This window comes from Actinomadura rupiterrae, assembly GCF_024172125.1.
GTDB lineage: Bacteria > Actinomycetota > Actinomycetes > Streptosporangiales > Streptosporangiaceae > Spirillospora > Spirillospora rupiterrae.
In genome coordinates this window covers 60,477-87,394 of sequence record NZ_JAMZEA010000002.1, presented here as the reverse complement: position 1 = coordinate 87,394, position 26,918 = coordinate 60,477, and the positions used below count along the sequence as shown (strand labels likewise).

30 protein-coding genes are annotated in these 26,918 nt (G+C 71.7%); 16 read left to right on the top strand and 14 right to left on the bottom strand.

Going from position 1 to position 26,918, the window contains the following annotated elements:
- Nucleotides 1-159: 159 nt before the first annotated feature.
- The 3 genes from FHU30_RS04950 to FHU30_RS04940 are packed head-to-tail and all read right to left on the bottom strand — an operon-like array spanning nucleotide 160 to nucleotide 2,881.
- Nucleotides 160-978 (bottom strand): DUF4097 family beta strand repeat-containing protein, encoded by an 819-nt coding sequence (locus FHU30_RS04950; protein WP_253872107.1) that lies wholly within the window; start codon nucleotides 976-978, stop codon nucleotides 160-162.
- Nucleotides 975-1,625, bottom strand: coding sequence for a LuxR C-terminal-related transcriptional regulator (locus tag FHU30_RS04945; RefSeq protein WP_253872105.1), 651 nt, complete (start codon nucleotides 1,623-1,625; stop codon nucleotides 975-977). Before FHU30_RS04945 ends, FHU30_RS04950 begins: the two co-directional genes overlap by 4 nt.
- The gene (locus tag FHU30_RS04940; RefSeq protein WP_253872103.1) at nucleotides 1,613-2,881 is read right to left on the bottom strand and encodes a sensor histidine kinase; all 1,269 of its coding nucleotides are present in this window, start codon (nucleotides 2,879-2,881) and stop codon (nucleotides 1,613-1,615) included. The genes FHU30_RS04945 and FHU30_RS04940 overlap by 13 nt, the downstream gene beginning before the upstream one ends.
- Before the next feature lie 169 nt (nucleotides 2,882-3,050).
- Between FHU30_RS04940 and FHU30_RS04935 the strand changes: the two genes are divergently transcribed.
- From FHU30_RS04935 to FHU30_RS04905, 7 genes are all read left to right on the top strand, one after another.
- On the top strand, nucleotides 3,051-3,503 hold the full coding sequence (locus tag FHU30_RS04935; protein WP_253872101.1) for a hypothetical protein: 453 nt from the start codon (nucleotides 3,051-3,053) through the stop codon (nucleotides 3,501-3,503).
- A 217-nt stretch (nucleotides 3,504-3,720) separates the two neighbouring features.
- Entirely contained in the window at nucleotides 3,721-4,329 is a 609-nt protein-coding gene (locus FHU30_RS04930; RefSeq protein ID WP_253872099.1) for a hypothetical protein, read from the top strand.
- A gap of 78 nt (nucleotides 4,330-4,407) precedes the next feature.
- The gene (locus FHU30_RS04925; RefSeq protein WP_253872097.1) at nucleotides 4,408-4,986 is read left to right on the top strand and encodes a TetR/AcrR family transcriptional regulator; all 579 of its coding nucleotides are present in this window, start codon (nucleotides 4,408-4,410) and stop codon (nucleotides 4,984-4,986) included.
- A 130-nt stretch (nucleotides 4,987-5,116) separates the two neighbouring features.
- Nucleotides 5,117-5,872 carry an SDR family NAD(P)-dependent oxidoreductase gene (locus FHU30_RS04920; RefSeq protein WP_253872095.1) on the top strand — a complete coding sequence of 252 codons (756 nt, stop codon included), beginning with the start codon at nucleotides 5,117-5,119 and terminating at the stop codon, nucleotides 5,870-5,872.
- Between the two features lie 88 nt (nucleotides 5,873-5,960).
- Complete coding sequence (locus tag FHU30_RS04915; RefSeq protein WP_253872093.1) at nucleotides 5,961-7,043, top strand: sensor histidine kinase; 1,083 nt, start codon at nucleotides 5,961-5,963, stop codon at nucleotides 7,041-7,043.
- A 68-nt stretch (nucleotides 7,044-7,111) separates the two neighbouring features.
- Nucleotides 7,112-7,723, top strand: coding sequence for a response regulator (locus FHU30_RS04910; protein WP_253873839.1), 612 nt, complete (start codon nucleotides 7,112-7,114; stop codon nucleotides 7,721-7,723).
- Between the two features lie 76 nt (nucleotides 7,724-7,799).
- The gene (locus FHU30_RS04905; protein ID WP_253872091.1) at nucleotides 7,800-9,233 is read left to right on the top strand and encodes a nitrilase-related carbon-nitrogen hydrolase; all 1,434 of its coding nucleotides are present in this window, start codon (nucleotides 7,800-7,802) and stop codon (nucleotides 9,231-9,233) included.
- Nucleotides 9,234-9,440: 207 nt separating this feature from the next.
- On the opposite strand, the gene FHU30_RS04900 is transcribed toward FHU30_RS04905, so the two are convergent.
- From FHU30_RS04900 to FHU30_RS04885, 4 genes are all read right to left on the bottom strand, one after another.
- Complete coding sequence (locus tag FHU30_RS04900; protein WP_253872089.1) at nucleotides 9,441-10,049, bottom strand: response regulator transcription factor; 609 nt, start codon at nucleotides 10,047-10,049, stop codon at nucleotides 9,441-9,443.
- Complete coding sequence (locus FHU30_RS04895; RefSeq protein ID WP_253872087.1) at nucleotides 10,046-11,176, bottom strand: sensor histidine kinase; 1,131 nt, start codon at nucleotides 11,174-11,176, stop codon at nucleotides 10,046-10,048. The genes FHU30_RS04900 and FHU30_RS04895 overlap by 4 nt, the downstream gene beginning before the upstream one ends.
- 45 nt (nucleotides 11,177-11,221) lie before the next feature.
- Nucleotides 11,222-11,842, bottom strand: coding sequence for an ATP-binding cassette domain-containing protein (locus tag FHU30_RS04890; RefSeq protein ID WP_253872085.1), 621 nt, complete (start codon nucleotides 11,840-11,842; stop codon nucleotides 11,222-11,224).
- Between the two features lie 108 nt (nucleotides 11,843-11,950).
- Nucleotides 11,951-13,114, bottom strand: coding sequence for a lactate 2-monooxygenase (locus FHU30_RS04885; RefSeq protein ID WP_253872083.1), 1,164 nt, complete (start codon nucleotides 13,112-13,114; stop codon nucleotides 11,951-11,953).
- A 79-nt stretch (nucleotides 13,115-13,193) separates the two neighbouring features.
- On the opposite strand from FHU30_RS04885, the gene FHU30_RS04880 reads away from it, so the two are divergent.
- From FHU30_RS04880 to FHU30_RS04855, 6 genes are all read left to right on the top strand, one after another.
- Nucleotides 13,194-15,725 carry a DNA gyrase/topoisomerase IV subunit A gene (locus FHU30_RS04880; protein ID WP_253872081.1) on the top strand — a complete coding sequence of 844 codons (2,532 nt, stop codon included), beginning with the start codon at nucleotides 13,194-13,196 and terminating at the stop codon, nucleotides 15,723-15,725.
- A gap of 77 nt (nucleotides 15,726-15,802) precedes the next feature.
- Nucleotides 15,803-16,045 (top strand): hypothetical protein, encoded by a 243-nt coding sequence (locus FHU30_RS04875; RefSeq protein WP_253872079.1) that lies wholly within the window; start codon nucleotides 15,803-15,805, stop codon nucleotides 16,043-16,045.
- Nucleotides 16,042-16,467 (top strand): SRPBCC family protein, encoded by a 426-nt coding sequence (locus tag FHU30_RS04870; RefSeq protein WP_253872077.1) that lies wholly within the window; start codon nucleotides 16,042-16,044, stop codon nucleotides 16,465-16,467. Before FHU30_RS04875 ends, FHU30_RS04870 begins: the two co-directional genes overlap by 4 nt.
- Nucleotides 16,468-16,520: 53 nt before the next feature.
- Nucleotides 16,521-17,267: an SDR family NAD(P)-dependent oxidoreductase gene (locus tag FHU30_RS04865; RefSeq protein ID WP_253872075.1), complete on the top strand. Its 747-nt coding sequence runs from the start codon at nucleotides 16,521-16,523 to the stop codon at nucleotides 17,265-17,267.
- Nucleotides 17,268-17,445: 178 nt separating this feature from the next.
- Nucleotides 17,446-18,102 (top strand): DUF4097 family beta strand repeat-containing protein, encoded by a 657-nt coding sequence (locus tag FHU30_RS04860; RefSeq protein WP_253872073.1) that lies wholly within the window; start codon nucleotides 17,446-17,448, stop codon nucleotides 18,100-18,102.
- Between the two features lie 145 nt (nucleotides 18,103-18,247).
- Nucleotides 18,248-18,703, top strand: a complete 456-nt coding sequence (locus FHU30_RS04855) for a VOC family protein (RefSeq protein WP_253872071.1) — start codon at nucleotides 18,248-18,250, stop codon at nucleotides 18,701-18,703.
- Here FHU30_RS04855 and FHU30_RS04850 read toward each other — a convergent pair.
- Nucleotides 18,700-19,569 carry an ATP-binding protein gene (locus FHU30_RS04850; protein WP_253872069.1) on the bottom strand — a complete coding sequence of 290 codons (870 nt, stop codon included), beginning with the start codon at nucleotides 19,567-19,569 and terminating at the stop codon, nucleotides 18,700-18,702. The genes FHU30_RS04855 and FHU30_RS04850 overlap by 4 nt on opposite strands.
- A gap of 85 nt (nucleotides 19,570-19,654) precedes the next feature.
- Here FHU30_RS04850 and FHU30_RS04845 point away from each other — a divergent pair, with 85 nt between their 5' ends.
- Genes FHU30_RS04845 through FHU30_RS04835 form a run of 3 tightly spaced genes read left to right on the top strand, consistent with a single transcriptional unit; the run spans nucleotide 19,655 to nucleotide 20,933 of the window.
- Nucleotides 19,655-20,515 (top strand): helix-turn-helix domain-containing protein, encoded by an 861-nt coding sequence (locus tag FHU30_RS04845; protein ID WP_253872067.1) that lies wholly within the window; start codon nucleotides 19,655-19,657, stop codon nucleotides 20,513-20,515.
- Nucleotides 20,512-20,709, top strand: coding sequence for a DUF397 domain-containing protein (locus tag FHU30_RS04840; protein WP_253872065.1), 198 nt, complete (start codon nucleotides 20,512-20,514; stop codon nucleotides 20,707-20,709). The genes FHU30_RS04845 and FHU30_RS04840 overlap by 4 nt, the downstream gene beginning before the upstream one ends.
- Nucleotides 20,661-20,933, top strand: a complete 273-nt coding sequence (locus tag FHU30_RS04835) for a DUF397 domain-containing protein (RefSeq protein ID WP_308211198.1) — start codon at nucleotides 20,661-20,663, stop codon at nucleotides 20,931-20,933. Before FHU30_RS04840 ends, FHU30_RS04835 begins: the two co-directional genes overlap by 49 nt.
- A 196-nt stretch (nucleotides 20,934-21,129) precedes the next feature.
- Here the strand turns inward: FHU30_RS04835 and FHU30_RS04830 are convergent, their stop codons facing one another.
- The 6 genes from FHU30_RS04830 to FHU30_RS04805 form a co-directional block, all read right to left on the bottom strand.
- A complete protein-coding gene (locus tag FHU30_RS04830) occupies nucleotides 21,130-21,309 on the bottom strand; it encodes a hypothetical protein (RefSeq protein WP_253872061.1) in 180 nt (59 codons plus the stop codon).
- Complete coding sequence (locus FHU30_RS04825) at nucleotides 21,306-21,659, bottom strand: hypothetical protein (RefSeq protein ID WP_253872060.1); 354 nt, start codon at nucleotides 21,657-21,659, stop codon at nucleotides 21,306-21,308. The genes FHU30_RS04830 and FHU30_RS04825 overlap by 4 nt, the downstream gene beginning before the upstream one ends.
- A gap of 70 nt (nucleotides 21,660-21,729) precedes the next feature.
- The gene (locus tag FHU30_RS04820; RefSeq protein WP_253872058.1) at nucleotides 21,730-22,335 is read right to left on the bottom strand and encodes a hypothetical protein; all 606 of its coding nucleotides are present in this window, start codon (nucleotides 22,333-22,335) and stop codon (nucleotides 21,730-21,732) included.
- Between the two features lie 119 nt (nucleotides 22,336-22,454).
- Entirely contained in the window at nucleotides 22,455-23,819 is a 1,365-nt protein-coding gene (locus FHU30_RS04815; protein ID WP_253872056.1) for a glucose-6-phosphate dehydrogenase, read from the bottom strand.
- A gap of 13 nt (nucleotides 23,820-23,832) precedes the next feature.
- Nucleotides 23,833-25,440: a YfcC family protein gene (locus FHU30_RS04810; protein WP_253872053.1), complete on the bottom strand. Its 1,608-nt coding sequence runs from the start codon at nucleotides 25,438-25,440 to the stop codon at nucleotides 23,833-23,835.
- Nucleotides 25,437-26,840 carry a M20/M25/M40 family metallo-hydrolase gene (locus FHU30_RS04805; RefSeq protein ID WP_253872051.1) on the bottom strand — a complete coding sequence of 468 codons (1,404 nt, stop codon included), beginning with the start codon at nucleotides 26,838-26,840 and terminating at the stop codon, nucleotides 25,437-25,439. Before FHU30_RS04805 ends, FHU30_RS04810 begins: the two co-directional genes overlap by 4 nt.
- Nucleotides 26,841-26,918 lie beyond the last annotated feature (78 nt).

Sequence of the window (26,918 nt, the reverse complement as noted above, 5' to 3'; positions counted from 1 at the left end):
GGCGGCGCGGCTGGCACGGGTGAACGGCGGTCATGGTCCAGAAGTAAACCCGCTGGACGCTCCTGACGCAAATCGGCGCAAGCCGACGACCTGCACAAACGTGCGCCAGGTCACAGGACGGCGGACGGTCCGGACGTTCCCGGAACGTCCCCGGGAACGTCAGGTGTAGTGGACGTCGACGGCGCCGGAACCGGTGGTGACGTCGAGCGTGTCCGCCGTCCCCGGGCCGCCCTCGATGCCGTCCTCGAAGTTGCGGGAGCCCGAGCCGCTGTGCCCCGTGACCAGGTAGTGCGAGCCCGCCGGGAAGCCGAGGTCGATCGAGCCGGACCCCGTGCGGGCGACGACGCGGGAGGCGGGCGCCGTGAAGCCGAGTTTGACGGAGCCGGACCCCGACGAGACGTTGACGTCGTCACTGCGCAGCCGCCTTCCGTTGATCGACCCGCTCGCGACCTTCGCGCGCAGCGGTCCGGCCAGGTCGCTCAGGTCCAGCGTCCCGGAGTTGTTCCGGACCTCCACCTTGCCGGTCAGGCCGCTGACGGCGAGGGTGCCCGAGCTCATCCGCCCGCTCACCGCGACGTCCGCCGGGACGTCCACGGTCACGTTCGCGTCGCACAGGCTCCAGCCGATGACGCCGCCGTCGCCGCAGGTCACCTTGAGCTTCAGCGTGTCGCCGTCCCAGTCGGTCGTGACCCGCGGCCTGGTCAGCACCCAGTGCAGGTCCCGGCGGATCCGGGACGGCCCGGACGAGGCCCGCACGGTCACCGAGGCGGACGCCGCCTCCACCTCGACCGCCCGCACGTGCCGGGTCAGCGTCTCGGAGACGTCGGAGCCGTGCCGCATCTGCACGCCCACGACCTCCAGCCCGGCCGGGACGACGACGAGCGCGGCGGTCAGCGCGGCCAGCGCGTACCAGGGCCCGCGGTTGCGCGGGCGCCCGGACGGCGGGGACGCGGTCAGGGGTTCGTCGGTGACGCTCATGTCGAGTCTCCGTCCAGGAAGCGCAGCACGGCGAGGACCCGGCGGTGGTCGGCCTCGGCGTGCGGGAGGTCGAGCTTGGAGAAGATGTTGTTGATGTGCTTGGCGACCGCGCTCTCGCTCACCACGAGCGCGCCGGCGATCCCGGCGTTCGAGCGTCCTTCCGCCATCAGCGCGAGCACCTCGCGCTCGCGCGGGGTGAGCCGTTCGAGCGGGCTGCTGCTGCGGCGCAGGAGCAACTGGGAGACCACCTCCGGGTCCAGGGCGGTGCCGCCGGCGGCGACCCGGCGCAGCGCGTCCAGGAACGCCGACACGTCCGCGACCCGGTCCTTCAGCAGGTAGCCGACGCCGCTGGTGTGCGTGGCGAGCAGGTCGGCGGCGTACCGCTCCTCGACGTACTGCGACAGCAGCAGGACGGCCACCTCGGGGAACTCCTGGCGGAGCACCAGCGCGGCGCGGACGCCCTCGTCGGTGAAGCCGGGCGGCATCCGGACGTCCACGATCGCCGCGTCCGGGCGGTGCTCGGCGACGGCCGCGAGCAGCCCCTCGGCCTCGCCGACCGCGGCCGGGACCTCGAAGCCCGAGGTCTCCAGCAGCTTGATCAGCCCGGCTCGCAGCAGGACCGAGTCCTCGGCGATCACAATGCGCACGGCAACTCCACGGTGATGGTGGTGGGGCCCCCTTCGGGGCTGGTGATGCGGAACGTACCGTCCACGGACCCGACCCGGCGGGCCAGCCCGCGCAGCCCGGTGCCGCCGCCGAACGACGCGCCGCCCTTCCCGTCGTCGGTGACGGTCACGTGCAGCACGTCGCCGCGGCGCAGCACGGCCACGTCCACCGAGGTCGCGCTCGCGTGCTTGACCACGTTCGTGAGCGCCTCGGACACCACGAAGTACGCGACGGCCTCGACCGTGGACGAGGCGCGGCGCGGCACGTCCACGCTCAGCCGGACGGGCACCGGGACGCGCGCCGCGACGCCGGACAGCGCCGCGTCCAGGCCGCGGTCCTCCAGCACGGCCGGGTGCAGGCCGCGGATGAAGTTGCGCAGGTCGGTGAGGATCTCCTTGGCCTCCTCGTGCGCCTCGACGATCACCTTCAGCGCGTCCGGCGGGAGGTCGGCCATCGTCTCCCGGGCCAGGCCGAGGTTCATCGCGAGCGAGACCAGGCGCTGCTGGACGCCGTCGTGCAGGTCCCGCTCGATGCGGCGGCGCTCCAGGTCGGCGGCGTCCACGACACCGGCGCGCTTCTCGGCCAGGTCCTCCACGCGCCGCCGCAGCTCGGTGGTCACGTCCGGGCCGAGCAGGGACCGGACGGCCCCGACGTCCCAGCGCGCCACGCCGTCCGCGAGGTAGGGCGTTCCGACCAGCAGGACGACCCCGAGCACGGTGAGGACGCCGATGCGGACGGCGTGCCCGGTCAGCGACAGGGGGCTGTCGGCGGGCAGCGCCCACGCGTACACGCTCACGGTCGTCAGGACGAAGGCGCCGAGCCAGCAGGCGACCGTCGCGAGCGCGGCCAGCCCGATCAGCGGGCCGACCAGCAGGTGGTAGCGGATCAGGCGCCACAGTTCGGGCGAGCGCAGGTCGCCGAGCGCGCTCCACAGCCCGTCGCCCTCGCCGCGCGGGGGCAGCGGGGGGATGTCCACGCCGAGCACGGCCCAGCAGCGCTCCCGGTGCGCCGCCGCGAGCGGGCGCGCCAGCAGCACCGCGGCGCCGAGGGGGACGGCCAGCCACAGCAGGATGACCGCCAGGTCGCTCGCCGCCCAGATCAGCCACGGCAGCGCCACCACCGCCCAGCCGGCGAACTGGAGCGGCACCCCGGAGGCGACGAAGACGGTTTCCCGCCAGGTCGCCCGCGACCACGGCGCGTGGGTGAGGACGCGCCGCCCTACGGAACTGGACACCATGCCCAGACCGTAAGGCCGCCGGTGACCCGCCCGCTATGCAGCGGTTTTCCGCCCTGGAGGTGAAGTTAACACCACCCCTTTTCGGAAAGCGCCGCTACTGATCTGGAGGCCGCGCTCGGACAGGCTTTGAGGCAGGTCGAGAAGACCGCCGCTCAGAGAGGAACCCGTCATGGTCGCCAGCATCAGCCCGATCGCCCGCCCCCGTGGCCGTCGGACCGCGTGCGCCCCGCGACCCGCCCGGGCGCTGCGGCGGATGCGGGGCGGGCACGCGCTGGCGGCGGCCGGGCTGGCGCTGCTGCCGTGGATGGCGCTGCTCGCCCTGCGGACGCCGTCCACCGCGCACGTGACGAACTGGTCGGCGGCCTGGATCGGGCTGGACGCGCTGCTCGCGGCGGGCCTGATCGGCACCGGCCTGCTCGCGGCCCGCCGCGACCCGCGGCTCAGCCTGCCCGCCGCCGCGACCGCCGCGCTGCTGTTCATGGACGCCTGGTTCGACGTCCTGACGTCCGCGCCGGGAGCGGACCGCGCCTTCGCGCTGGTGCTGGCGGCGGGCATGGAGCTTCCGCTCGCCGCGGTGTGCGCGGTCCTGGCCGTCCGGGCCTTCCCGAAGCCCGCCGCGTAAGGGCCTCCCGGCAGGGGGCGGGGCGGGGGCGCGGGTGAGGGGTGCGGCGGGGGGATTCAGGGCCGTGACCTGGGGGAAATAGACTCATTGACCACATTCGCGCAAGATCGGTGATGACACCCCGTTCCGGCCTCTAGCATGGCTGGGACGCAGGGCCGGTCCTCCGTTCCCGGAGGCTCGGCCCTTTGCCCTGAAGGCACGATCTGAGGTCCGCATCATGAACGACCGCGAAGTGCGCGAGCAGTGCCTCCGCCTCCTGCGCGACGGCGACTCCGGCCCGTCCGGGCCCGGCGCGACGGACCGCGACGGCGGCGCCGCGCCCGCGTCCGCGCTTGCCGAGCCGGACGGCGACGCGCTGCTGTCGCACGACGTCGACGGCGACATCGCCGTGGTGAGCGTGCTGCGGAACGGCGGCGGGGCGTTCCTGGACGGCGTCATGATCGAGGGCCTGACCTTCCAGTTCCGGGGCGGCGAGTGGATGGAGCTCGGCGGCGGCTCGGGCTCGGCCCCGGCGCAGCCGCTCGACCGCCGCACCGAGGACGAGCTGGGCGGCGCGCTGCGCCTCTACGGCTCGGGCCGGACGGTCCGCAACGCCGACCGGCTGCTGCCGTGGGGCGCCAAGTGGGTGAACCAGGCGCGGCTGCGGGCCGCCGCCGGGGTCGCGTCGGTGCGGGTCGGGTCCCGGCTGCTGCGGGTGCCCGAGCACGGGCACGTCGCGATCGTGTGGGGCAGCCGCCGCGCGCCCGTCCTGGAGGCGCTGGACGCCGACGGCGGGGTCCGCGGCGTGCTGGACCTGGAGCACCCCTCCGTCCCCGCCCACGCCTGACTCTTTTGGGACCGCTCCAAACCGTCCTGCGCCACCCATAACTTGACCGATCGTTCTCAAAAGATCTAGAGTCCTCGCATGGCCAGGACCAAGGAGTTCGATCCCGACACCGCCCTGCGCCGCGCTCTGGAGCTGTTCTGGGAGCGCGGGTACGAGGGCACGTCGATGGCCGACCTCGTCGAGCGGACCGGCGTGGCCCGGGCCAGCCTCTACGCGACCTTCGGCGGCAAGCACGACCTGTACGTGAAGGCGCTGGAGCTGTACGCCGAGGACAACGCGCCGAGGCTCCTGGACGAGCTCTCCAACCCGGGCCCGGTCCTTCCGCAGGTGCGCGCGGTCGTGCGGCGGTTCGCCGCCGAGTCGTCCTCCTCCTCGCTGCGCGGCTGCCTGGTGGTGAACACCGCCGTGGAACTCGCCGCGCGCGACGGCGAGGCCGCGCGGAAGGTCGAGGCGAGCTGGACCAACCTGGAGGCGCTGCTGACCTCGGCGCTCGTGCGGGCACGGGCCCAGGGCGAACTGGCCGCGGACCGGGACCCGCGCGCCCTGGCCCGCATGCTGCTGGTCCTCATGCAGGGCATGCGCGTGCTCGGCCGCGCCCCGGGCGGCGAGGCCCGCCTCCGGGACGCCGCCGACCAGGCCCTGACCCTGCTCACCTGACCCCGCTCACCTGACCCTGCTCACCTGATCCTGCCCACCTGCCCCCGCTCGACCGAACCGATCAGCTCCGGCCGTCCAGCCCTTTCGTGCACCCTCATTCAAGACCGATCATTCTCAATAAGGAGCCGTCATGCGTTTCTCCGACCGCGTCGTCCTGGTCACCGGCGGCGGGACCGGCCTCGGCCGCGCCACCGCGCTCGCCTTCGCCCGCGAGGGCGCGTCCGTCATGGTCGCCGGGCGCACCGAGGAGGCGCTCAAGGAGACCGTCCGGGTGATCGAGGCCGAGGGCGGGACGGCCGCGCACACCGTCGCGGACGTCAGCGACTCCGCCAGCGCGGCGCGCATGGTCGCCGAGACCGTCGCGCGCTTCGGCGGCCTGCACGTCGCCTTCAACAACGCGGGGGTGTTCGTCCCGCCCGCCCCGGTCGCCGACCTGGACGAGGACGCCTGGCGGACCGGCCTGGAGATCAACGCCACCGGCACCTTCCTGTCCATGAAGCACGAGATCGCGCACATGCGCGCGCACGGCGGCGGCGCGATCGTGAACATGGCGTCCAACATCGGCGTGCACGGCCGCCGCCCCAACCTGGCCGGCTACGCCGTCGCGAAGGCCGCGGTCAGCACCCTCACCCGTGCCGCCGCGCGCGACCACATCGGCGACGGCGTGCGGATCAACGCCGTCAGCCCGGGCGTGTCCGACGGGCCGATGTCGTTCCGGCCCGGCGAGACCCGCGAGCAGTGGGCCGCCCGGCAGGCGCAGGACATCCCGCTCGGTCGCGGCGGTGAGGCCGACGAGATCGCCGCCGCCGTCCTGTGGCTCGCCTCCGACGAGGCGGGCTTCGTGGTCGGGCACGACATGGTCATCGACGGCGGCGTCACCGCCTGAGCGCGGTGCCCGGCCGCCGGAGGGACGACTCCCCGGGTCACTCTCGCGGACGATGCGGACGGCCCGCCCCGCCGCCGATACTCGTGCGGTGGTGCAACGAGCCCTGAGCAGGGTGAACCGGGCGGACGTCGCGGTCACGGCGGCGGTCACGGCGGCGACGGCCGTCCCGGCGCTCGGCGGCGGCCCGGCCGTTCTCCTGCTCGCGCTGCTGGCGTCGGTTCCGGTCCTGTGGCGGCGGAGCGCGCCGCTACCGGTCGGGATCGTCGTCGGGACGGCGATGACCGGGCTCGTCCTGTGGGAGAAGCCGTTCCTGCCGTACGGGCCGCTCGTCGCCGTCTACACGATCGCCGCGGAATCGGGCGCGCGCACGCGGATCGCCTCGATCCCGCTGATCGGCGTCGGCGTCTACATCTCCCTAGCACTCCCGCATGAAGACTCCGAGGTGTACCGGTCGCTCGCGGCGTTGTTCGTAGCGGCCTACGCCCTCGGCACCGGTACGCGCGCGCGTCGCGCACGAGCGGCCGAACTGGCCGAACGGGAACGCCGCCTCGCCGGTGAACGCGAGGCGGCGGCCGAACGCGAACGCGCGCGCATCGCCCGCGACATGCACGACATCGTCACCCACTCGGTGGGGATCATGGTCGTCCAGGCGGAGACGGGACCGGTCGTGCTCGCCGCCTCGCCCGCGCGCGCCGAGGCGGTCTTCGAGTCGATCGCGGACACCGGACGGGGCGCGCTCACGCAGCTCAGGTCCGTCCTCGGCACGCTGCGGCCGGCCGAGCCGAGCGGCCCGGCGCCCGGCCTGGACACCCTGCCCGACCTGGTCGAAGGCGCGCGGCGGGCCGGGCTGGACGCGGTCCTCGACGTCCCGGACCCGGTTCCGGACGTCCCGCCCGCGGTCGCGGTCGCGGCCTACCGGATCGTCCAGGAGGCGCTGACCAACACGATCCGGCACGCCGGTGCGTCGAAGGTCGCGGTTCGGCTCCGGCCGGCGGGCGGCGGGTTGCGGGTCGAGGTCCGGGACGACGGTTCCGGGTCGTCCGGAAAGGGCTCGGGGCGCGGGCTCGTCGGCATGCGGGAGCGGGCGGCGGCCTGCGGCGGGACGCTGCACGCCGGACCGGTCGCGGGCGGTCGCGGATTCGCGGTCGAGGCCGTCCTTCCGATGGGATGAACCCCGTGCCCGATCCGCTCCGCGTGCTCGTCGCCGACGACCAGGATCTCTTCCGCGCCGCGTTCGCGATGATCCTGGACGCTCAGCCCGACATCTCCGTCATCGGCGAGGCGGCCGACGGCGCCGAGGCGGTCGCGCGGGCCGCCGAGCTGCGTCCCGACGTCGTGGTGATGGACGTGCGGATGCCCGTCCTGGACGGCGTGGCCGCGACCCGCCGGATCCGCGCCGAGCTGCCGGGCGTCCGCGTCCTGGTGCTGACCATGTTCGACCTGGACGAGTACGTCTACGACGCCCTGCGCGCCGGGGCGGGCGGCTTCCTATTGAAGGACATCCGGCGCGACGAGCTGGCGAACGCGGTGCGCGTGGTCGCGCAGGGCGACTCGTTGCTGGCCCCCACGGTGACGCGCCGCCTGGTCGAGGACCTGGTGCGGCGGCCCGGGCACGGCGTCGCGCCCCTTCTCGCCGCGCGCCTGGACGGCCTGACCGAACGCGAGGCCGAGATCCTGCGGCTGCTGGCACGCGGCCTTTCCAATCTCGAAATCGCCGAATCCCTCGTGGTCAGCGAATACACCGTGAAGACGCATGTGAGCCGGGTGCTGGCCAAACTCGATCTGCGCGACCGCGTGCAAGCCGTCGTTTTCGCGTACGAATCCGGGCTCATCACGCCCGGAGACGCCTGACGTCCTCACGGAGTACGCGGGAAATCGGGCCCGCGCCGGACGCGGTGAACAGGCTCTTCGGCGAAATATCGGCGGCATGAGAATCGTGTTGGTCGTGCTGTCGGGCGTCCTGTTCGCCTTCGGCACCGGACTGCATCCCGTCTTCGTCCTGACCTGGCTGGCGCCGCTGCCGCTGCTGTGGGCGGTCCCGCGGATGGGCGGACGTGCGGCGTTCGCCGCCGCGACGCTCGCCTGGCTCGCCGGGCAGGCGCGAATGGCGAGCTACTTCAAGGGCGTCCTGGAAATGCCCGTCCCGGCGATCGTGGGCATCCTCGTGCTTCCCGCATTGGTCTTCGGCGGGCTCGCGGTCGCTTACCGGCGGCTGGTGGTGGCAGATCGTCCGCTGATCGCATCGGCCGTTTTCGCCGCCGGGTGGACGACGATGGAGTACGTCTTCTCGCTCACGCTTCCGCACGGCGCCTGGTGGAGCATCGCCTACTCGCAGGCGGACGTCGGGCCGGTCGTCCAGTTCGTGTCGGTGACCGGGATCTGGGGCGTGACGTTCCTGCTCATGGGCGTCCCGGCGGCCGTGGCGACGCTGCGTCCGCGCGCGGTCGGGACGGGCGCGGCGCTCCTCGCGCTCGTCCTCGGTTTCGGGACGATCCGGACGGCGACCGCGTCCGCGCCCCACGGCGAGACCGTCGCGCTCCTCGCGACCGAGCACCCGAACGACGAGATCGACGTCGCGAGCCCCGAAGGGCGGCGCCTACTCGCGGGCTACATCGCGCAGGCCAGGACGATCGACGCCGCCGCGATCGTCCTGCCGGAGAAGACCTTCGTCGCCGACGATCGGACCCTGCCGCTGCTGTCCGGGCCGCTGTCTCGCCTCGCGGTCGAGCGGCACGCGGCCGTCGTCGCCGGGCTGATCCACAAGAGCGGCGGCAAGAGCAGCAACTCCGCGATCGTGTACCCGGCGGACGGCGGGCGTCCCGCCGAGTACGTCAAGCACCACCTGATCCCCGGCCTGGAGGAGGAGTTCACGCCCGGAACGTCCCGGGTGAGCGTGCCGGGCCGTCCCCGCTGGGGCGTGATCATCTGCAAGGACCTCGACTTCCCCGGCCTCGTCCGCGGCTACCGGTCGGACGGCGCCGCCGCGCTGCTCGCGCCCGCCTGGGACTTCCACTCCGACGCCTGGCTGCACGGCCGGATGGCCCTCGTCCGCGGCGTCGAGAGCGGCCTCGCCGTGGCCCGGAACGCCCGCGCCGGAGACCTCACGATCAGCGACCCGTACGGCCGCGTCCAGGCGACCCGCTCCACCGACCACCCAGGCTTCGTCACCGTGTCGGCGCAGGTGCCGTACCGAGCGGTCAGCACCCTGTACGCCCGCCTAGGCGACTGGTTCGCCTGGCTCTGCATCGCCTTCCTGATCACCACAGCGATCGCCGTGCCCCTCACCCGAAAGCGCCGCCCCGGATCCCACGCCGCAACACCCGCCGAGAAAGCCGAAGCACCCCTTCGCCCCCGCACTTAGCGCCGCGCCGCCTTGACCTGCCCGGAGACCGGGGCCGCCGACGCCTGGCCACGCAGCGACCGCAACCGGCGCGAACGCGTTAACAACCGTGCGGGGCGAAGCCGAAGGCGAGCCCCGCACGGTTGATCGCGAAGCGATGCAGCGTTCGCACGAGCATCCGGGCCGCGCCCCGAGCCGCTAGGCGAGGGGCGCGGAGCCGGGGCTCAATTAGTACAGCCAGCCGCGGTCGGCGGCGATCTGGGCGGCGGCGTGGCGGTTGTCGACGCCGAGTTTGGTGACGGCGGCGGACAGGTAGTTGCGGACGGTCCCTTCGGAGAGGCCGAGGGTGCGGGCGATGCGGGAGACGGGCTCGCCTCCGGCGGCGGCGCGCAGGGCGTCCAGCTCGCGCGGGGTGAGCGGGCACTCCTCGGCGGCGAGGGCGTCGGCGGCGAGCTGCGGGTCGATGTAGCGCGCTCCCCCGGCGACCTGCCGGACGACCTCGGCGAGCCGCGCGCCCGGCGCGTCCTTGCCGAGGAAGCCGCGCACCCCGGCGGCCATCGCGCGGCGCAGGTTGCCGGGCCGGCCGTGCGCGGTGACGATCACCAGCCGGCAGGACGGCAGCTCGCGGGCAAGCCGCTCGGCCGCGTCCAGGCCGGACATCCCGGGCATGTCGATGTCCAGCACGGCGACGTCCGGCTTGAGCGCGAGGGTCTGGGCGACCGCCTCGTCGCCGCGCCCGACGTCGGCCACGACCTCGATGCCGTCCTCGGTCGACAGCAGCAGGACCAGCGCCTCGCGGATCAGCAGGTGGTCGTCCGCCAGCAGCACCCGGATCATGATCCTCCCGTCGGTAGGGCCGCGACCAGCCGGAACGTCCCGTCGCCGATGGCTCCGGCGGCGAACTCCCCGCCCGCGGCGGCGAGCCGCTCGGCGAGCCCGGCCAGGCCGCTGCCGGGCGGGCCGTCCCGACGCGCCGCGCCGTCGTTGACGATCTCCAGCCGCACCCGGCCGCCGCCCGGCTCGGCGGCGACGTCGATGCGGCACCAGGTGGCGGACGAGTGGCGCAGGATGTTCGTGGCCGCCTCCCGGACGACCCATCCGAGCGGCTCGTGGACGCCGCCCGGCAGCCCGGCGGGCAGATCGGGACGGTCGCAGTCGATCCCGGCTGCCCGGAGGACGGCGGACATACCGTCCAGCTCAGTGCGCAGGGACGTGGCCCGGTAGCCGCGCACGACTTCCCGGACGTCTTTGACCGCGTCCCTAGCCATGGTCTGGATTTCGGCGAGTTCCTTACGCACGCGCGCGGGGTCGCGGTCGGCGAACCGCTCGGCGACCTCGGCCCGTAGCGCGACGGCCTGAAGGCTATGGCCGAGGACGTCGTGGAGGTCGCGGGCGAAGCGCATCCGCTCCTCGCCTACAGCCGACCGTGCCAGCTCCGCGCGCGCTTCCCGAAGCTCCTGGACGACATGGAAGAGCCACACGGTGATGTAGCCCGAGAACGTGACCATGGGGAACGCCACGAGCTGGTACAGGACGGCAAGCGGCTGCATCCCGAGCGCGACGCCGTAGGCGGCCCCCGCGATCGTCCCCGCGCCCGCCACATACGCCGCCTGCCGGACGGGCAGCACGACCGCGATCAGCCCCGCCGGGACGAGCAGCGCGTTCCCCCACCCGGTATGGACGCCGAGGACCGCGGGCAACGTCCAGCTCACGGCCGTGATCGCGGCGAGCCCGAGGCGGTGGGCGGGCGTGCTGCGGCGGGTCAGGTTCAGCCAGAGGAGCCGTCCGTAAAGGCCGCACACCCCCGCGACCGCCACCAGCGCCGGGACGAACCGGACCGGATCGCGGCGGCCGAACGCCTCGTCCGACAGCGCGGGCAGCAGCAGCCCGGCGAGCGACACCGAGGTCAGCGCCACGATGATCGCGGCGATGACCGGCGCTCGGGGGATCCGGGGCTGCACCACGCGATCAGCGTACGGTGACCTGCGCCATGCTGCCGTCCACGCCGGTCAGGCGGCGCGGGTGGCCGCGCGGAGGGCGTGGGAGCCGGGCACGGGCAGGCCGCCCGCCAGGACGGTCACGTGGTCGGCGCGGCAGGCCTCGTCGATGTCACGCGTAGTGAACAGGATGGCGGTTCCCTTGCCTGCGAGCGACCGCAGCACGGCCCGGACGCGGGACGCGGACGGCGCGTCCAGTCCGGCGAACGGCTCGTCCAGCAGCAGGACGTCGGACCGTCCGACCAGGGCCAGCGCGAGGTCCAGGAGGCGGCGCTCGGTGCCGTCCAGGTCCTCGAAGACAGCAGCGGCGCGGCCCGCGAGCCCGGTCAGCAGGAGGGCCTCGGAGCGGGTGAGCGGGTCGAGGGTCCAGCGGCGCCAGGCGTCCACGATCTCCGCGACGGTGAGGCCGGGGAACAGGCCGCCCTCGCGCCAGACCGTCGCCGGGCCGCCGCCCTTGATCACCACCGACCCCGAAACCGGACGGCGATGGCCCGCGACGGCCTCCAGCAGGGTCGTCTTGCCCGAGCCATAGCCGCCGAGGACGGCATGCGTCTCGCCGCGTCCCACGCTGAGCGAAACGTCCCGGAGGGACTGGACGCGCAGATTCCGGATCTCGACTACTGACGGCCTCATGCCCTCCATGCTGCGCGCACCGGTTCAAAGCAGGCAGTCACGGGTGTCAGGAACGGCCCATGAGGTTCTCAGGGACCACCCATGACATATGTCAGGCCCGCACGAGTGTCAGGCGCGCACGAGCGAATCCAGCGAGAGCTCGGAAACCGTCCGGTGCCCGGAGAGAGCCAACGTCAGTTCCAGGTCGGCTTGGAGGCAGCGCAGGACGTGCCGGACGCCGGCCTCGCCTCCCAGCGCGAGCCCGTACGCATAGGGCCGCGCTACCAGAACCGCCTGCGCGCCTAGGGCCAGCGCCTTCGCGACATCGGCACCGGTCCGGATGCCGCTGTCGAACAGGACCGCCATACGGCCGCCCACTGCGTCCACGACCAGCGGGAGGGCGTCGAGGGACGCGATCGCGCCGTCCACCTGCCGGCCGCCATGGTTGGAGACGATCACCGCGTCCATCCCGGCGTCCATCGCGCGGCGCGCGTCGTCCGGGTGCTGGATGCCCTTGAGCGCGATCGGGCCGTCCCAGTGCTCGCGCAGGAACGCCAGATCGTCCCAGGTCAGGGACGGGTTGCCGAACTGCCCGATCCAGTGCAGCAGCGCGACCTGCCGGTTCGCCTCGGTGATCGGCCCGCCCACGGCCTTCTGGAAGACCGGGTCGCTGAAGTAGTTCGCCACGCCGATCCCGCGGAGGAACGGCAGGTAGGCCTGGTCCAGGTCGCGCGGCCGCCACGCGAGCGTGAACGTGTCGAGCGTGACGACCAGGGCCGTGTACCCGGCGGCTTTGGCGCGGTCGAGGAAGCTCGCGGCCAGTTCGCGGTCCTTCGGCCAGTACAGCTGGTACCAGCGCGGGCCATCGCCGTTCGCCTCCGCGACGTCCTCCATCGCATAGGACGAGGCCGTGCTCAGGATCGTCGTCAGCCCGGTCGCGGCGGCGGCCCGCGCGATCGCCAGCTCGCCGTCCGGATGCAGGATCGACTGGACGCCGATGGGCGCGAGCAGCACAGGAGCGGGCATCGGCGTGCCGAGCACGGTCACCGAGAGGTCGCGTTCTGCGACGTCTCGGAGCATCCTGGGGATGATCCGCCAGCGGTCGAACGCGTCCCGGTTGGCCCGCGCGGTCGCCTCGCTCCCGGCAGATCCCGCCACGTATCCGAAAGCCGCGGCGGACAGTTTCGCCTCCGCCAGCGCCTCCAGCTTCGTGAGATCCGCCGGGAGGTCCGGCCGCACGTCAGCCAGGCCGTTCAGGTAGATCTCGTTCTGGAAGTCGGCGAGCTGGCTCACGCGGAAAACCTCCTCGAATCCGGCGCGCCGTGACGCGTCGCGGGCGAATCTGTCCCTGGGACCGTCCACAATGTTTCACATGGCACGTCGTGGATCCCAAGCCCCTCCCCCGCCGCCCGACTTCGAAGAGAACATCGTCGACGTCGACGTCTCCGAGGAGATGCGCGGCTCGTACCTCGAGTACGCCTACTCGGTGATCTACCAGCGGGCGCTCCCGGACGCGCGGGACGGGCTGAAGCCCGTGCAGCGCCGCATCCTGTTCTCGATGAACGAGATGGGCCTGCGCCCCGACCGCGGGCACGTCAAGTGCGCCCGCGTGGTCGGCGAGGTGATGGGCAAGCTGCACCCGCACGGCGACAGCGCGATCTACGACGCGATGGTCCGGCTCGCGCAGCCGTGGGCGATGCGCATGCCGCTGGTCGACGGGCACGGCAACTTCGGCTCGCTCGGCGGCGACGACATGCCCGCCGCCATGCGGTACACCGAGGCGCGCATGTCCCGGGCCGCGATGGCGATGGTCGCGTCCATCGACGAGGACACCGTCGACTTCAAGCCGAACTACGACGGGCAGGAGAACGAGCCCGAGGTGCTGCCCTCGGCGTTCCCGAACCTGCTGGTCAACGGCGCGTCCGGGATCGCGGTCGGGATGGCCACCAACATGGCCCCGCACAACCTCGGCGAGGTCGTCGCGGCCGCCCGGCACCTGATCACCCACCCGGACGCCACGCTCGACGACCTGATGCGGTTCGTCCCCGGTCCCGACCTGCCGACCGGCGGCCGCATCACCGACCTCACCGGCATCCGCGACGCCTACGCGTCCGGGCGCGGCACGTTCAAGACCCGCGCCACGGTCAAGGTCGAGAACGTCACCCCCCGGCGCAAGGGCATCGTGGTCACCGAGCTGCCGTACTCGGTCGGCCCGGAGCGGGTGAAGGCCAAGATCAAGGAGCTCGTCCAGGCGAAGAAGCTCAACGGCATCGCCGACCTGAAGGACCTCACCGACCGCAACGTCGGGCTCCGCCTGGTCATCGAGGTGAAGAACGGCTTCAACCCCGAGGCCGTGCTCACCGACCTCTACCGGCTGACGCCGATGGAGGAGACCTTCGGCATCAACAACGTCTGCCTGGTCGACGGCCAGCCGCGCACGCTCGGCCTGCGCGACCTGCTCCAGGTGTACGTCGACCACCGCATCGACGTCGTCCGGCGCCGCTCGCAGTTCCGCCGCAAGAAGCGCGAGGACCGGCTGCACCTGGTCGACGGCCTGATGGTCGCGCTGCTGAACATCGACGAGGTCATCCAGGTCATCCGGCAGTCGGACGACTCGGCGCAGGCCAAGCAGCGGCTGATGCAGATCTTCGAGCTGTCGGAGATCCAGGCGCAGTACATCCTGGACACCCCGCTCCGCCGCCTCACCCGGTACGACCGGCTGGAGCTGGAGAAGGAGAAGGAGCAGCTCACCAAGGAGATCGCCGCGCTGACCGCGATCCTGGAGTCCGAGCGCAAGCTGCGCAAGGTCGTCTCGGACGAGCTGGCCGAGGTCGCCGCCGAGTTCGCCACCCCGCGCCGCACCGTGCTGCTGGAGGCGTCCGGGCAGGTCGAGGCCGCCGCGGTGCCGCTGGAGATCGCCGACGACCCGGTGCTGGCGCTGATGTCGTCCACCGGGCTGCTCGCCCGCACCTCGTCCGGCGACCCGCTGCCCGCCGAGGGCGCGCGGTCCCCGCACGACGTGCTCGTCTCGGTCGTGCGGACGACGGCGCGCGGCGAGATCGGCGCGGTCACCTCCGCCGGACGGCTGATCAAGGTGGACGTGCTCGACCTGCCGACGCTGCCGCCGACATCCGCGCCGCCTTCGCTGGCGGGCGGCGCGCCGATCACCGAGTACGTCGAGCTCGACCCGGACGAGAAGGTCGTCGGCCTCGCCGCGCTCGACGACTCGGGCGGCGGCCTCGCGCTCGGCACCGAGCAGGGCGTGGTGAAGCGGGTCGTCCCGGACTTCCCGGCCAACCGCGACGAGTTCGAGGTGATCGGGCTGAAGGACGGCGACCGCGTGGTGGGCGCCGTCCAGCTGGAGTCCGAAGAGCAGCACCTGGTGTTCATGACCGACGACGCGCAGCTGCTGCACTACAGCGCCTCGCTGGTGCGGCCGCAGGGCCGTCCGGCGGGCGGCATGGCTGGCATCAAGCTCGCCGCGGACGCGAAGGTGATCTGGTTCGGCGCGTTCGACCCGTCGCGGGAGGCGCGGGTGGTGACGATCTCCGGCTCGTCCACGGCGCTGGAGGGCACCCAGGCGGGCGCGATCAAGATCGCCGACTTCGCCGACTTCCCGTCCAAGGGCCGCGCGACCGGCGGCGTCCGCTCGCACCGGTTCCTCAAGGGCGAGGACACCCTGATCCTCGGCTGGGCGGGCCCGACCCCGATCCGCGCGACCGCCGCGAACGGCAGGCCGATGGACGTGGACGAGGAGATCGGCCGCCGCGACGGCTCCGGCACGCCGCTGCCCAAGCCCATCGCCGCGTTCGGCGGCCCGATCGGGCCGCTGCCGCGCGACCCGGCCGAGGCCGCCGCCGAGGCCGCCGAACTGGCGGGCGAGCAGGGCGGCGAGGTCGAGTAGCACCCGCTTCTCCGGCCGGGCGGTCCCTTCGCGGGCCGCCCGGCCTTCTCTTCGGGCGACCGTGTTACATTGTTACCATGGTAAGCGTTGAGCGCGTGCAGACCGGGTTCCGGATCGAGCGGAACACCCTGAAGGTCCTCAAGGGCCTGGCCGAATACCTGGACCTGTCGCTCGGCGACCTGGTCGAGGGCATCGTCCTGCACACCTTCGAGGGCAGGACGCCGTTCGGCCCGGACACCCTGCAGAAGATCGAGCGCCTGAAGGACGTCTACGGCCTGACGCTGACCGCCGCCGACTCCCACCTGCTGGAGGAGAAATGACCCGCGTCCGCCTCACCGGAGAGATCGACGTCGCCCTGCCGCCCGCGCGGGCCTTCCCGCTCTTCACCCCGCGCGGCGAACGCGCCTGGGCGGACGGCTGGGACCCGCACTTCCCGGACGACCCGTCCGACGACACCGAACCGGGCGTCGTCTTCGAAACCGCCGCGCACGGCCACCATGCGGCCTGGCTCGTCCTGGACCGTGTCGCCCCCTCGTCCATCTCCTACGCCCGGGTCGTCCCCGGCGACCGCGCCGGAACCGTCACGGTCTCCCTTGCCGAGTCGGACGCCGGGAGCCGCGTCCAGGTCACCTACGACCTGACCGCGCTGCGCCCCGAAGCCGAACCCGCCCTGGCGAAGTTCGCCGCCGAGTACCCGGCCTACCTGGCGTCCTGGGAGACGGCCATCGCCGCGCTGCATTAAGCCATGCCCTAACTCCATTTGCGGACGCGTCGGGATGGCGTGAACTCGTCCCCATGAGCAACGCAACAGCGATCGTGACCGGAGCGGCCCGAGGCATCGGCGCGGCAGTGGCCCAACGCCTGGCCCAGGACGGTTTCGCCGTCGCCGCCGTGGACCTGGACGACAGCACCGCCACGGTCGAGTCCATCACCCGCTCGGGCGGCAGGGCTCTGGCGATCGTCGCCGACGTCTCCGACGAAGCCCAGGTCACCGAGGCCGTCGCCCGGACCGCCACCGAGCTGGGCCCGCCGACCGTCCTCGTCAACAACGCCGGAGTCGGCCCGCGAGCCGCCCTCGTCGACATGACGACCGAGCAGTGGGACACCGTCCTCGGCATCAACCTGCGCGGCCCGTTCCTGTTCACCCGGGCGGTCGTCCCGTACATGATCGACGCGGGCTGGGGCCGGATCGTCACCATGTCGAGCATCTCCGCCACCGGCGACGCCGGGCGCGTCGACTACGGCAGCGCGAAAGCCGGCCTGATCGGCTTCACCAAGTCCCTGGCCCTCCAGCTCGGCCCGCACGGCATCACCGCCAACGCCATCGCGCCCGGCTTCATCGTCAGCGACATGACCCGCCTGTCGGCGCGCCGCCTCGGTCTGGAGTTCGAGGAGTTCCAGCGCCAGGCCGCCGAGTCCATCCCGGTCGGCCGCGTCGGACAGCCCGAGGACATCGCGCACACCGCGTCCTACCTGGTGAACCACGCCGCCGGCTTCGTCTCAGGCCAGGTCATCTACGTCGCCGGCGGCCCGGTCGACTGACCGCAATGGACACACGCGACGTTGCGTTAGACGGCAAGCCTTCGCAACGATTTCATGCTGTTCACCTGCAGAAATACACTCCCGACGCAACGTTAATGTTGCATGAATTCGGAAAGCAACGTAGCGTTTGCGTTGTCAGAAAGAACATGGCAAACGCCGCGAGATGCAGGGAGCCCCCATGAACACCTTCGCCACCACCGCCCCGATCACCGTCGTCCTGAACGTCCCGGCCGGGCACATCCAGCTCATCGCCGCCGACCGCACCGCCGTCGAGATCTCACCCGCCGACGCGTCCAAGGGACGGGACGTCAAGGCCGCCGAGAACACCGCCGTCCACTACGCCGACGGTGTCCTGCGGGTCGAGAACGCCACCGGGAACCACGCCTTCGGCTCCACCGGTGCCGTCCACGTCACCGTCTACCTGCCCGCCGGTTCCGCCGTCGAGGGCACCGCGGCCAGCGCCGCCCTGCAGACCAGCGGACCGCTCGGCGACGTCGCCTTCGAGGGCGCCTACCGGCAGATCCAGCTGGACGAGGTCGCGAGCCTGAAGCTCACCGCCACCGACGGCGACGTCGAGGTCGGCAGGCTCAACGGCCCCGCCGACATCAGCACCGCCCACGGCGACATCCGCGTCGCCGAGGCCGCGGCCGGCACGGTCACCCTGAGCACCAAGTCGGGAAGCATCGACATCACGGCCGCCCCCGGCGTCCCGGCCTCCCTGGACGCCCAGACCAGCCACGGCCGCATCAGCAACGCCCTCAAGAACGACGGCGCCCCGACCCTGGAGATCAAGGCCACCACCCCCAACGGCGACATCACCGCCCGCAGCCTCTGACCCCCGCGATGACCGGACGCACCAGGGCAGGAACTCCCCCGAGTTCCTGCCCTTCGCGCTTCAGCCGAGAGCGCCTTCCGGGCTTGACCTCAACCAAAGTCCAGGTTCTACCGTCATGGTCATCGGCTCGACCAAGGAGGAACCCGTGACCACCGCTGTCCCCGAGATCTACCGCAACGCCGTCGTCTCCCACATCATGCTGGACGGCGCCGCCGACGCGATCGACTTCTACGTCCGCGCGTTCGGCGCCAAGGAACTGTTCCGCCTCGACGGCCCGGACGGCCGCATCGTCCACGCCGAGATCAGCGTCCAGGGCTCCACCCTCATGCTGGGCGACGCCGACGGCCCGTACTTCACCGCACCGAGCACCGCCGGCGCCACCACCGCCGGCCTCCACGTCTTCGTCCCCGACGTCGACGCCCTGACCCGCCGCGCCACCGAAGCCGGCGCGGAGCTCCTGCAACCCCCGGCCGACCAGTTCCACGGCGACCGCACCGCAATCCTGCGCGACCCGTTCGGCCACGTCTGGGTCTTCCTCACCCATCTGGAAGACCTGACCCCGCAAGAACTGGCCCGCCGCGCCCAGAACCTCCGCGCCTAAAGCCTCACGCCCCCACCCCCCGCGTCCAGCTCCTCATTGCAGCGAACGACGACCTCGGCCAGTTCAGCGATCTCCGCCAGCGCATACCGGGTCGTCCCGACACCCGGCATGGTCAGGTGGAAGCCATGCGGCCGCGCCCACACGGTGATTTCGGCCCGCACGGACAGAACGCCCATGTTCCACCCCTCGCACCGATGCATGGGCCCAAGCCCCCGCGCGAGGAGCAAGAACTCCAACGTGCGCAGCGCCGACCCCACGTCCACCGGCGGAATCGGCCACGCCGCCCCGACCGGCAGAGCAAAGAACGCGACCTTCCCGGACGCGGGCGTCCCTGTGAGCCGCGCCCGACTCCGGTGGACGCCCCACTCTCCGCCATGCTCGGCGGCGAGAGCGTCAACGACCTCCAGGCCACGCCCACCCTCGCTGTCGAACGCCGGACGGCACGCCCCGCCCGGGATGACGCCCTTCCATGGCGCGACATCGAAGACCTGCGCGACAAGCTGCGTCTTCTCCCGCCGCCGGTGCAGCCAAAGCTCCGGCAGTGTTCCGACCGACCCCGGCAGCCCGCCGAGCGCGTGGACGAACACGTTCGCGGCCAGCTCCGACACCATCGTGGACGCGTCGTAGACCAGCTCGTCCGCCAGCCCGAGCGCGGCCATCACTCCGCGAAGATGACGCCGAGCGACCGCCGCGCACGTCTCGTCCGCCGGCAGCACCCACGCCACACACTCCCCCGCCCGCACCCGCCCCGCCGCCAGGGCCGAATCCACCGAACCAGGAGGATTCCCCATCTCGATCACCACCCCGTTGACGTCGGCACCGTTGCCGACCGTGGTCAGTTCGAGGCTCAGCGTGGCAGCAGCCAATGATCCATTCAATAGATAATCTAAAAGAGACTCCTGATTCTGAAATTCCTGGAATGATCACGCACCGTGGTGGGATGCTCGCCGCATGCCGGAGATCCACGCCGCCGGGTACAGCCCGACGATCAGGAAGCGCGCGGTGAGCCGCAAGCTCGTCCAGGCGCGCAAGAACGTGGGGATGACGACCACGGAGGTCTGCAAGCGCCTGCGCTGGAGCCCGTCCAAGCTCAACTACATCGAGAAGTCGAAGTGGATCGAGCCGAACAGCGACGCCGTCGCCGACCTCTGCGAGCTGTACGGCATCGAGGGCGCCGAACGCGAGGCCCTGATCACCCTCGCCCGCGAGGGCCGCCAACGCGGCTGGTGGTCCCGCTACAACGACGTGTTCCGGGACGAATTTCCCGGCTTCGAGGCAGGAGCCTCGCTGATCAGGACGTTCCAGAACACCTTCGTGCCCGGCCTGCTCCAGACCCGCGAGTACATCGAGGCGGTCACTCGGGCTGCCGGAATCGACGACCCTGCTGAGATCGAACGCCATGTCCATGCGCGTCTGGAACGCCAGCGTATTCTCACGCTTCCGGCGGTTCCGACGCGGCTGTGCGCGGTCGTAGACGAGAACGTCATCGCCCGCATCCGGCCTCTTGAGCTGCGCAAAGCACAACTCAAGCACTTGCTGGACATGACGGAGCAGGAGCACGTCGAACTTCGCCTCATCCCCACCGCCGCCGGTCCCTACCCAGGAGCCGGGGAGGCCTTCACCTACCTCGGCTTCACTGATCCCGCAGAGCGTGACATCGTCTATCTCGAAACGACCATCGACTACCGCTTCCTTGAGGAGAAGGACGAGCTGCGCCGGTTCACCGACCGCTTCGACCGGCTCGCCGAGGCGGCACTCTCCGCCGAAGCGACTCGTGACCGGCTGCTGGAGGAGGTAAGGGGAGCCACGTGAAGCAGGCCGAACCCACATGGCGAAAGAGCACCTATTCGCAAGGCGGCGGATCCGATTGTGTGGAGATCGCGGAGTCCGGTCCTGGATGCCTGGTCCGTGATTCCAAGGACACGTCCGGCCCGGTCCTGAAGGTGGACGCAGTCACATGGCACGCGTTCATCGGACGCCTCAAGCAAGGCGACTTCGACACTTGAGTCCAAGAGACCAGGCAGCGATGAGCAACGGCACTGGGACGAGGTTCCGGAAGAGCTCTTTCAGCGACGGCGGCAACGGATGCGTGGAAGTCGCAGCGTCGGGCCGTCAGTGCTCTGTGCGTGATTCCAGGGACGCAGGTGGCGCGGTTTTGACTGTGGACGCAGCTTCCTGGCGTTGCTTGCTTGAGCGCGTGCGTGGAGGTGCGAACAGCACGAGTGCGTGATGAGTAGGCGTAGGTATGTGGCTCGCGGGGTGCCTGGTGGGTATCGGGTCTGGGACAACCGCGCGCGGCGGTGGTGGGGTGACCTCTATGAGCTTTGCCCGGACGCGTTGCTGGACGAGCTGAACGGCGCCGCAAATCCGGCGGATATCACCGAGCTTCTTCGGCGCTATCGACGGCTCAAGCGCTGAGTTCGGTGTCAGATCGCGGCGCCGTAGCCGGTGCTGCCGTTGCGGAGGCTTTGGAAGCGGTCGGGGGCGGATTCGGCGATCTGGCGGGCTTTGGCGACCAAGTCGGCGTCTTGCGGGTCGTAGCGGGCCGGGTCCAACGGGAACGCCGTCTGGAGTTGGCGTCTGGTCTCGTCGTCCTCGCAGGTCACGAACGTGACGAGGCAGGCTCGCCAGAAGCGGGGCCACAGATCGTCGATCTTGCCTGCGGAGCGGATGATGTCCTCCGACGTTCCATGGGTCCGGATTCCAGCGCCTCGATCAGGCGGAGGAGGACGTCGCGGCGGCCGGTGGCCTGGATCAGCGGGTGCACCAACTGGTTGGTGAAGTTCGCGTCCAAGAGCACGGCCCTGACGACGTCCTCCGCGGCGCGGGCCGTGAAGTGGGGGTTCGCTGCCAGGGCGTCGCTCAGTTGGAGGCGGGTCGCCTCGATCCACTCGTGGCGGCGGTGGGTTTCGTCCTCGATCGGGGGAAAGTTGGGAGGTCGCCACTGCGGGTCCACGGCTCTGAGGAGGGAGGGGATCAGGGCTTCGAGTGGATCGTCCGGCATGGGATGAGTGTGGACGGTTGGGTCAGGGTTGGTGGTCGTATTTGCAGTCGGAGGGGTCCTTGGGTGGGAGGAACTTGGTGGGGAGGGCTATGGGGGCCGGCTTGATGGTGTAGCCCTTCAGCCAGTGGCCGTCGGGGCCGGGGGCTGCGGGGCTGAAGGGGGCGGGGCCGGTGCCCATTTGCTGGCACTGCTCGTTCACGACGCCCCAGGAGAAGCCGACGCGGTCGAAGCGGTGGCCTTGCGGGGACTGGTAGAAGGTCAGGGTCGCGCGCTGTTTGTTGGGGTCGCGGGCGTCCTGCCAGAGGCCCGAGATGACGGCTATGGGGCCGGTGGCCATGATGTAGTCGGCCTTGATCTTGACCCAGGTGTGCTCGCCGCCGGCGTAGTGGTCGATGTCGACGGTGCCGCGGGCCGCGCCTATGACGAGGCGGCCGTCCACTATGCGCCAGGGGTTGCCGTGGACGTTCACGATGAAGCGGCGGAACGGGTTCTCGGGGTCGGCTGGGAAGTGCACCCAGGCGTCCCCTACCAGGCTCGATTCCTTGGGGACGGGCTCGGTGGCGGAGGCGGTGCCGGCGCTTAGTGCGGTCGCGAATACGGCTGCGGCGAGGACGGTGCGGGTTGCCATGTGACCTCCTTGGGCTCGTTGCTTCGAAGGTCGCAGGCGGGTGGACGGCGCGCTTCCCCCGGGCGGTCGAATGGCCGGGGCGGTGATCCCCCGTTCGGAGTGGGTCGTGCGGGGGTTGCCTAGTCGGGGGTGGTCACTCGGTGCCAGGTGGACGGGGCGGGGAGGTCCTTGGACTGGTCGGGGCCCCAGGAGCCGCGGGCGTAGGTCGTCGGTGGGTCTTCGCGGTCGATGATTTTGGAGACGATGCGCCAGGACTCCTCGATGAAGGGGAACGAGGCGAAGGCCGAGGCGTCGCCGACGATGGCGGCTTCGAGGATGTGCTCGTACGGGAGTTCGGCGTTGCCCATGGGCGGGACGCGGGCGGGGACGGCGGCGGGTTGGGGTGGCTGGCCCTCGGCGCGGTTCAGGGACAGGTCGAGGGAGAGGCCGCGGCGCTTGTCGAGGTTCAGGCGGAGCAGGTTGGGTTCCGGGTGGCCGTAAAGGGCCAGGGGCGGGGACTGGAGTTCGATGATCGCTTCGGTGGACGTCAGCGGGAGGCACTTGCCGGTGCGGATGAGGATCGGGACGTCCTTCCAGCGCCAGTTGTCGATGTGCAGGCGGGCGGCGATGTAGGTCTCGGTGGTCGAGTCGGGGTGGACGCCGGGGACGCTCAGGTACCCGTCGTACTGGCCGCGCACCACGTCGGACGGCTCGATGGTGCGGACGGCGCGGAGCAGCTCCCACTTGGCGACGTTCTCGGACGTGGCGTCGCGGCAGGCGGGCGGGTCCATGGCGAGCAGGGCGAGGATCTGCAGGAGGTGGTTCTGGAACACGTCCCGGACGGCGCCGGTCGGGTCGTAGAAGCCGCCGCGGTCGGCGACGTCGAAGTCCTCGGCCATCGTGATCTGGACGGACGTGATGTGGTCGCGGCTCCAGACCGTTTCGAGAAGCGGGTTGGCGAAACGGGCGACCGGAATGCCGCGGACGGCCTCGGAGCCGAGGTAGTGGTCGACACGGTAGAGGGCGTCGTCGGCGAAGGTGCGGTGCAGCTCGTCGTCCAGTGCCTGGGCCGAGGCCTGGTCGTGGCCGTACGGCTTCTCGACGACGAGGCGGGAGTCGCGGTTGAGACCCGCCTTGCCGAGTTGCTCGGCGATGGTGGTGAACTGGGTCGGCGGCGTCGCCATGTAGTAGGTGACGAACGGGACGTCCGCCACGGCGTCGCAGATGCGGCGGTAGGTGGCCTGGTCGGTGAGGTCGCCGTCGACGATGTGCAGCCGGGACGCGAAGTCGGAGAAGACGGACTCGTCCAGGTCGTCCCCGATCGCGTCGCGGGCGTGGTCGCGCAGGTCGTCGTCGGTCCAGGAGCGGCGCGTCACGCCGATCACCGGCATGTTCAGGCGGCCGCGCCCGGCGAGCCGGTACAGCGCGGGCAGCAGGGACTTGCGCGCGAGGTCGCCGGTGATCCCGAAGACCACCAGCGCCGACGCGACCGGTCCGCGGCTCATGAGGACTCCTTCTTCACAGCAGGGCCGCCACGGCGAGGATGCCGCTGACCAGGACGAACAGGATGCCGAGCAGCGGCGCGACGAACCGGAGGTACCGGTCGTAGCCGACCTTCGCCAGCGCGAGGCCGCCCATCACGACCGCGGTCGTCGGGGTGAACAGGTTGATCAGGCCCGACGCCGACTGCCACGCCGTGACGACCAGGGCGCGCGGGACGTGGGCGAAGTCGGCGAGCGGCGCAAGGATCGGGATCGCGAGCGTGGCGTGCCCCGAGGTGGACGGGATCAGGAACGCCAGCGGCAGGTTCACCACGAACATCAGCCACGCGAAGAACCCGGACGAGCTGCCCGTGACCAGGTTCTCCAGCGAGTGCAGCACGGTGTCGGTGATCTTCGCGTTGTTCATGATCACCGAGACGCCGCGCGCCAGCACGATGATCAGGGCCGCGCCGAGGAAGTCGCCCGCGCCGCTGACCAGGCGTTCCACGGTGCCCGCCTCGCCGAGCCCGCCGACCGCCCCGACGACCAGCGTCGCGACGATGAACAGCGCGGTCAGCTCGGGGAAGTACCAGCCGAGCTCCCAGGGGAACGGCTTGGCGTCCGGGCCCTTGATGATCGCGGCCCACGGCAGGATCGCGTAGATCATGAAGATGAAGGTCAGCGCGACCAGCACCAGGATGAGCTTGTGCCGCCGGCTCAGCTCGGGCGGTTCGGCCGTAGACGTCTCGGCGGTCTCGCGGTCGGCCGCGCTGAACCCGACGAGCGAACGCGCCGGGTTCCGCTTCACGCGCGCCGCGTACCGGACGACGTAGGCGATCACGACGGCGGTCAGGACGATGTACATCAGCAGGCGCAGCGGCAGGCCGTCCCCGATCGAGATGCCCGCCGCACCGGACGCGACGCCGGTCGCGAACGGGTTGATCGTCGAGCACAGCGTGCCGACCCCCGCGCCCAGGATGATCATGGACGCGCCGACCATCCGGTCGTAGCCGAGCGCCAGCGCGAGCGGGATGATCAGGCCGTAGAAGCCCAGCGTCTCCTCGGCCATGCCCTCCACGGTGCCGCCGACCGAGAACACGATCATGATCCCGACGACCAGCGCGACCCCGCGGGTGCGCAGCCGGTGCGCGAGCCGGGCGATGCCGCTGTCCAGCGCGCCGGTCGCCATCGTCATGGTGATGAACGCGCCGATCGCCAGGACGAACAGGAACACCGCCGCCGAACCGTACAGATCGCCCACGGCGTCCGGGGCGACCATGCCGGTCTTGGCGTCCTTGATGCCGTAGAGGCCGTTGATCGGGGACAGCAGCAGGTCGCGCAGCCGGTCCCCGAACGAGTACGCGTGGTGGATGTGGTGGTACGACCCGCCCTTCGGCTTGCCGTCCGCGCCCACCTGGTACTCGCCGGTCGGGACGACGAACGCCACCGCCCACACGACGACCGCGACCAGCGCGAGCACGGTGTAAGCGGTCGGAAAGCGGAACTTCTTCCCGGACTCTCCGGTGTCGTCCGCGGTCGGCGGGCCGCCACCGCCCGGGCCCGGCGGCGCGCTACCGGCCGACCGCGGCGGCGCAGCGTCGGACGCCGCGTCGGACGCAGCGTCGGTGTCGTTGTCGGTCGTCATCGGCGGTCTCCCCAGCGGGCGGCGAACTCGGCGAAGAAGAGCGCCTCCGCCACGACCGTGTTCTCCAGCTCGGACACCAGGACGCGTTCGTTCGGCGCGTGCAGGTTGCACTTGCCGTCCTGCGCGCCGAACAGGAGCATCTCGGCGTCCGGGACGGCCTTGTGCAGCGCGCTGACCAACGGGATCGCGCCGCCCGCGGCCATCTGGACGGGGTCGGTCCCGTAGGCGGCGTGCATCGCAGCGGCGATCGCCTCCATCGCCGGGCCGCCCGTCCCGGCGCGGTACCCGTCGCCCGCCTCGCCGGCGACCGACACGGTGAGCGGGATGCCGAACGGGCGCTGCGCCTTCAGGTGGCGGACGAGCGCGGCCTCGGCCTCCTTCGCGGGCTGCTCGGGATGGACGCGCAGATTAATCTTTGCGCGGGCGTACGGGACGCAGGCTCCGGCCGCCTTGTCCACCGGGATCGCGTCGATGCCGGTGACGGTGATCGCGGGCCCGGACCAGAGCCGCTCGCCGAGCGTGCCGGTGCCGAGCAGCGGGATCCCCGGCTCGACGCCCGCGGCCTCGCGGAACTCCTCGTCGGTGTAGGACGCGCCCGTCCACGGTTCGCGCCGCAGGCCCTCGACCGCGACGTCGCCGTTCTCGTCGTGCAGGCTCGCCAGCGCGCGGACGATCGCGAGCATCGCGTCCGGCGCGGGGCCGCCGAAGTTGCCGCTGTGCTTGGCGCCTTCGAGCGTCCGCACCTCGATGACGACGTCGGTGACGCCGCGGAGCGCGACCGTCAGCGTCGGCTGCCCGGCGCGGACGTTGCCCATGTCCGCGATGGCCATCGCATCGGCCTGGAATTCCCCGGGATGCGCGACCGGATAGTCGTCGAGCGGGCTGCCCCACTCCTCCGCGCCCTCGAACACGATCCGGACGCCCACCGGAGGACGGCCATTCCATGCCCGAATTGCTCCAATGTGAGCCATGATGTTGGATTTATCGTCGGCGATGCCGCGCGCCCGGACCGCCTTCCGGCCGTCCTCCTCGAAAGGCGTCGGCGTGAACGGCGGCGACTTCCAGAGCGACTCGTCCCCCGGCGGCTGGACGTCATAGTGCGCGTACAGCAGGACGGTCGGCGCGCCTTCGGGCGCGGGAATCGTGCCGGTGACGACCGGCGGGGTATCGGGCAGCCGGATCGCACCGACGTCCCGGACACCGGCCTCCGTCAGCATCCGGACGACGTGGTCGTGCGCCCGGGCCACCTCGTGCGGCGGGCACCCGGGGAACGCGATCGACGGGACGGCGGCGAGCCGCTCCAGCTCGGCGACCAGGTCGGGGGTGAGCGCCCGCGCCCTGGCCTCGACGCTCATGGCGTCGGCGCTCACGGCGTCGGCGTCGCCCTCGACGTCCCGCACAGTCCACTCCCCGGCTCGGCACCGTTCCGGGGGGACGACACATCGAAGGCGGTCTACCCCTGGCCGCGGCGGCGGAAA

Coding starts and splice junctions, on each gene's coding strand:
- FHU30_RS04950 (WP_253872107.1), bottom strand. CDS start 978: ATGAGCGTCACCGACGAACCCCTGACCGCGTCCCCGCCGTCCGGGCGC.
- FHU30_RS04940 (WP_253872103.1), bottom strand. CDS start 2,881: ATGGTGTCCAGTTCCGTAGGGCGGCGCGTCCTCACCCACGCGCCGTGG.
- FHU30_RS04935 (WP_253872101.1), top strand. CDS start 3,051: ATGGTCGCCAGCATCAGCCCGATCGCCCGCCCCCGTGGCCGTCGGACC.
- FHU30_RS04930 (WP_253872099.1), top strand. CDS start 3,721: ATGAACGACCGCGAAGTGCGCGAGCAGTGCCTCCGCCTCCTGCGCGAC.
- FHU30_RS04925 (WP_253872097.1), top strand. CDS start 4,408: ATGGCCAGGACCAAGGAGTTCGATCCCGACACCGCCCTGCGCCGCGCT.
- FHU30_RS04920 (WP_253872095.1), top strand. CDS start 5,117: ATGCGTTTCTCCGACCGCGTCGTCCTGGTCACCGGCGGCGGGACCGGC.
- FHU30_RS04910 (WP_253873839.1), top strand. CDS start 7,112: ATGATCCTGGACGCTCAGCCCGACATCTCCGTCATCGGCGAGGCGGCC.
- FHU30_RS04905 (WP_253872091.1), top strand. CDS start 7,800: ATGAGAATCGTGTTGGTCGTGCTGTCGGGCGTCCTGTTCGCCTTCGGC.
- FHU30_RS04900 (WP_253872089.1), bottom strand. CDS start 10,049: ATGATCCGGGTGCTGCTGGCGGACGACCACCTGCTGATCCGCGAGGCG.
- FHU30_RS04890 (WP_253872085.1), bottom strand. CDS start 11,842: ATGAGGCCGTCAGTAGTCGAGATCCGGAATCTGCGCGTCCAGTCCCTC.
- FHU30_RS04880 (WP_253872081.1), top strand. CDS start 13,194: ATGGCACGTCGTGGATCCCAAGCCCCTCCCCCGCCGCCCGACTTCGAA.
- FHU30_RS04875 (WP_253872079.1), top strand. CDS start 15,803: ATGGTAAGCGTTGAGCGCGTGCAGACCGGGTTCCGGATCGAGCGGAAC.
- FHU30_RS04870 (WP_253872077.1), top strand. CDS start 16,042: ATGACCCGCGTCCGCCTCACCGGAGAGATCGACGTCGCCCTGCCGCCC.
- FHU30_RS04865 (WP_253872075.1), top strand. CDS start 16,521: ATGAGCAACGCAACAGCGATCGTGACCGGAGCGGCCCGAGGCATCGGC.
- FHU30_RS04860 (WP_253872073.1), top strand. CDS start 17,446: ATGAACACCTTCGCCACCACCGCCCCGATCACCGTCGTCCTGAACGTC.
- FHU30_RS04845 (WP_253872067.1), top strand. CDS start 19,655: ATGCCGGAGATCCACGCCGCCGGGTACAGCCCGACGATCAGGAAGCGC.
- FHU30_RS04835 (WP_308211198.1), top strand. CDS start 20,661: ATGGCACGCGTTCATCGGACGCCTCAAGCAAGGCGACTTCGACACTTG.
- FHU30_RS04820 (WP_253872058.1), bottom strand. CDS start 22,335: ATGGCAACCCGCACCGTCCTCGCCGCAGCCGTATTCGCGACCGCACTA.
- FHU30_RS04815 (WP_253872056.1), bottom strand. CDS start 23,819: ATGAGCCGCGGACCGGTCGCGTCGGCGCTGGTGGTCTTCGGGATCACC.
- FHU30_RS04810 (WP_253872053.1), bottom strand. CDS start 25,440: ATGACGACCGACAACGACACCGACGCTGCGTCCGACGCGGCGTCCGAC.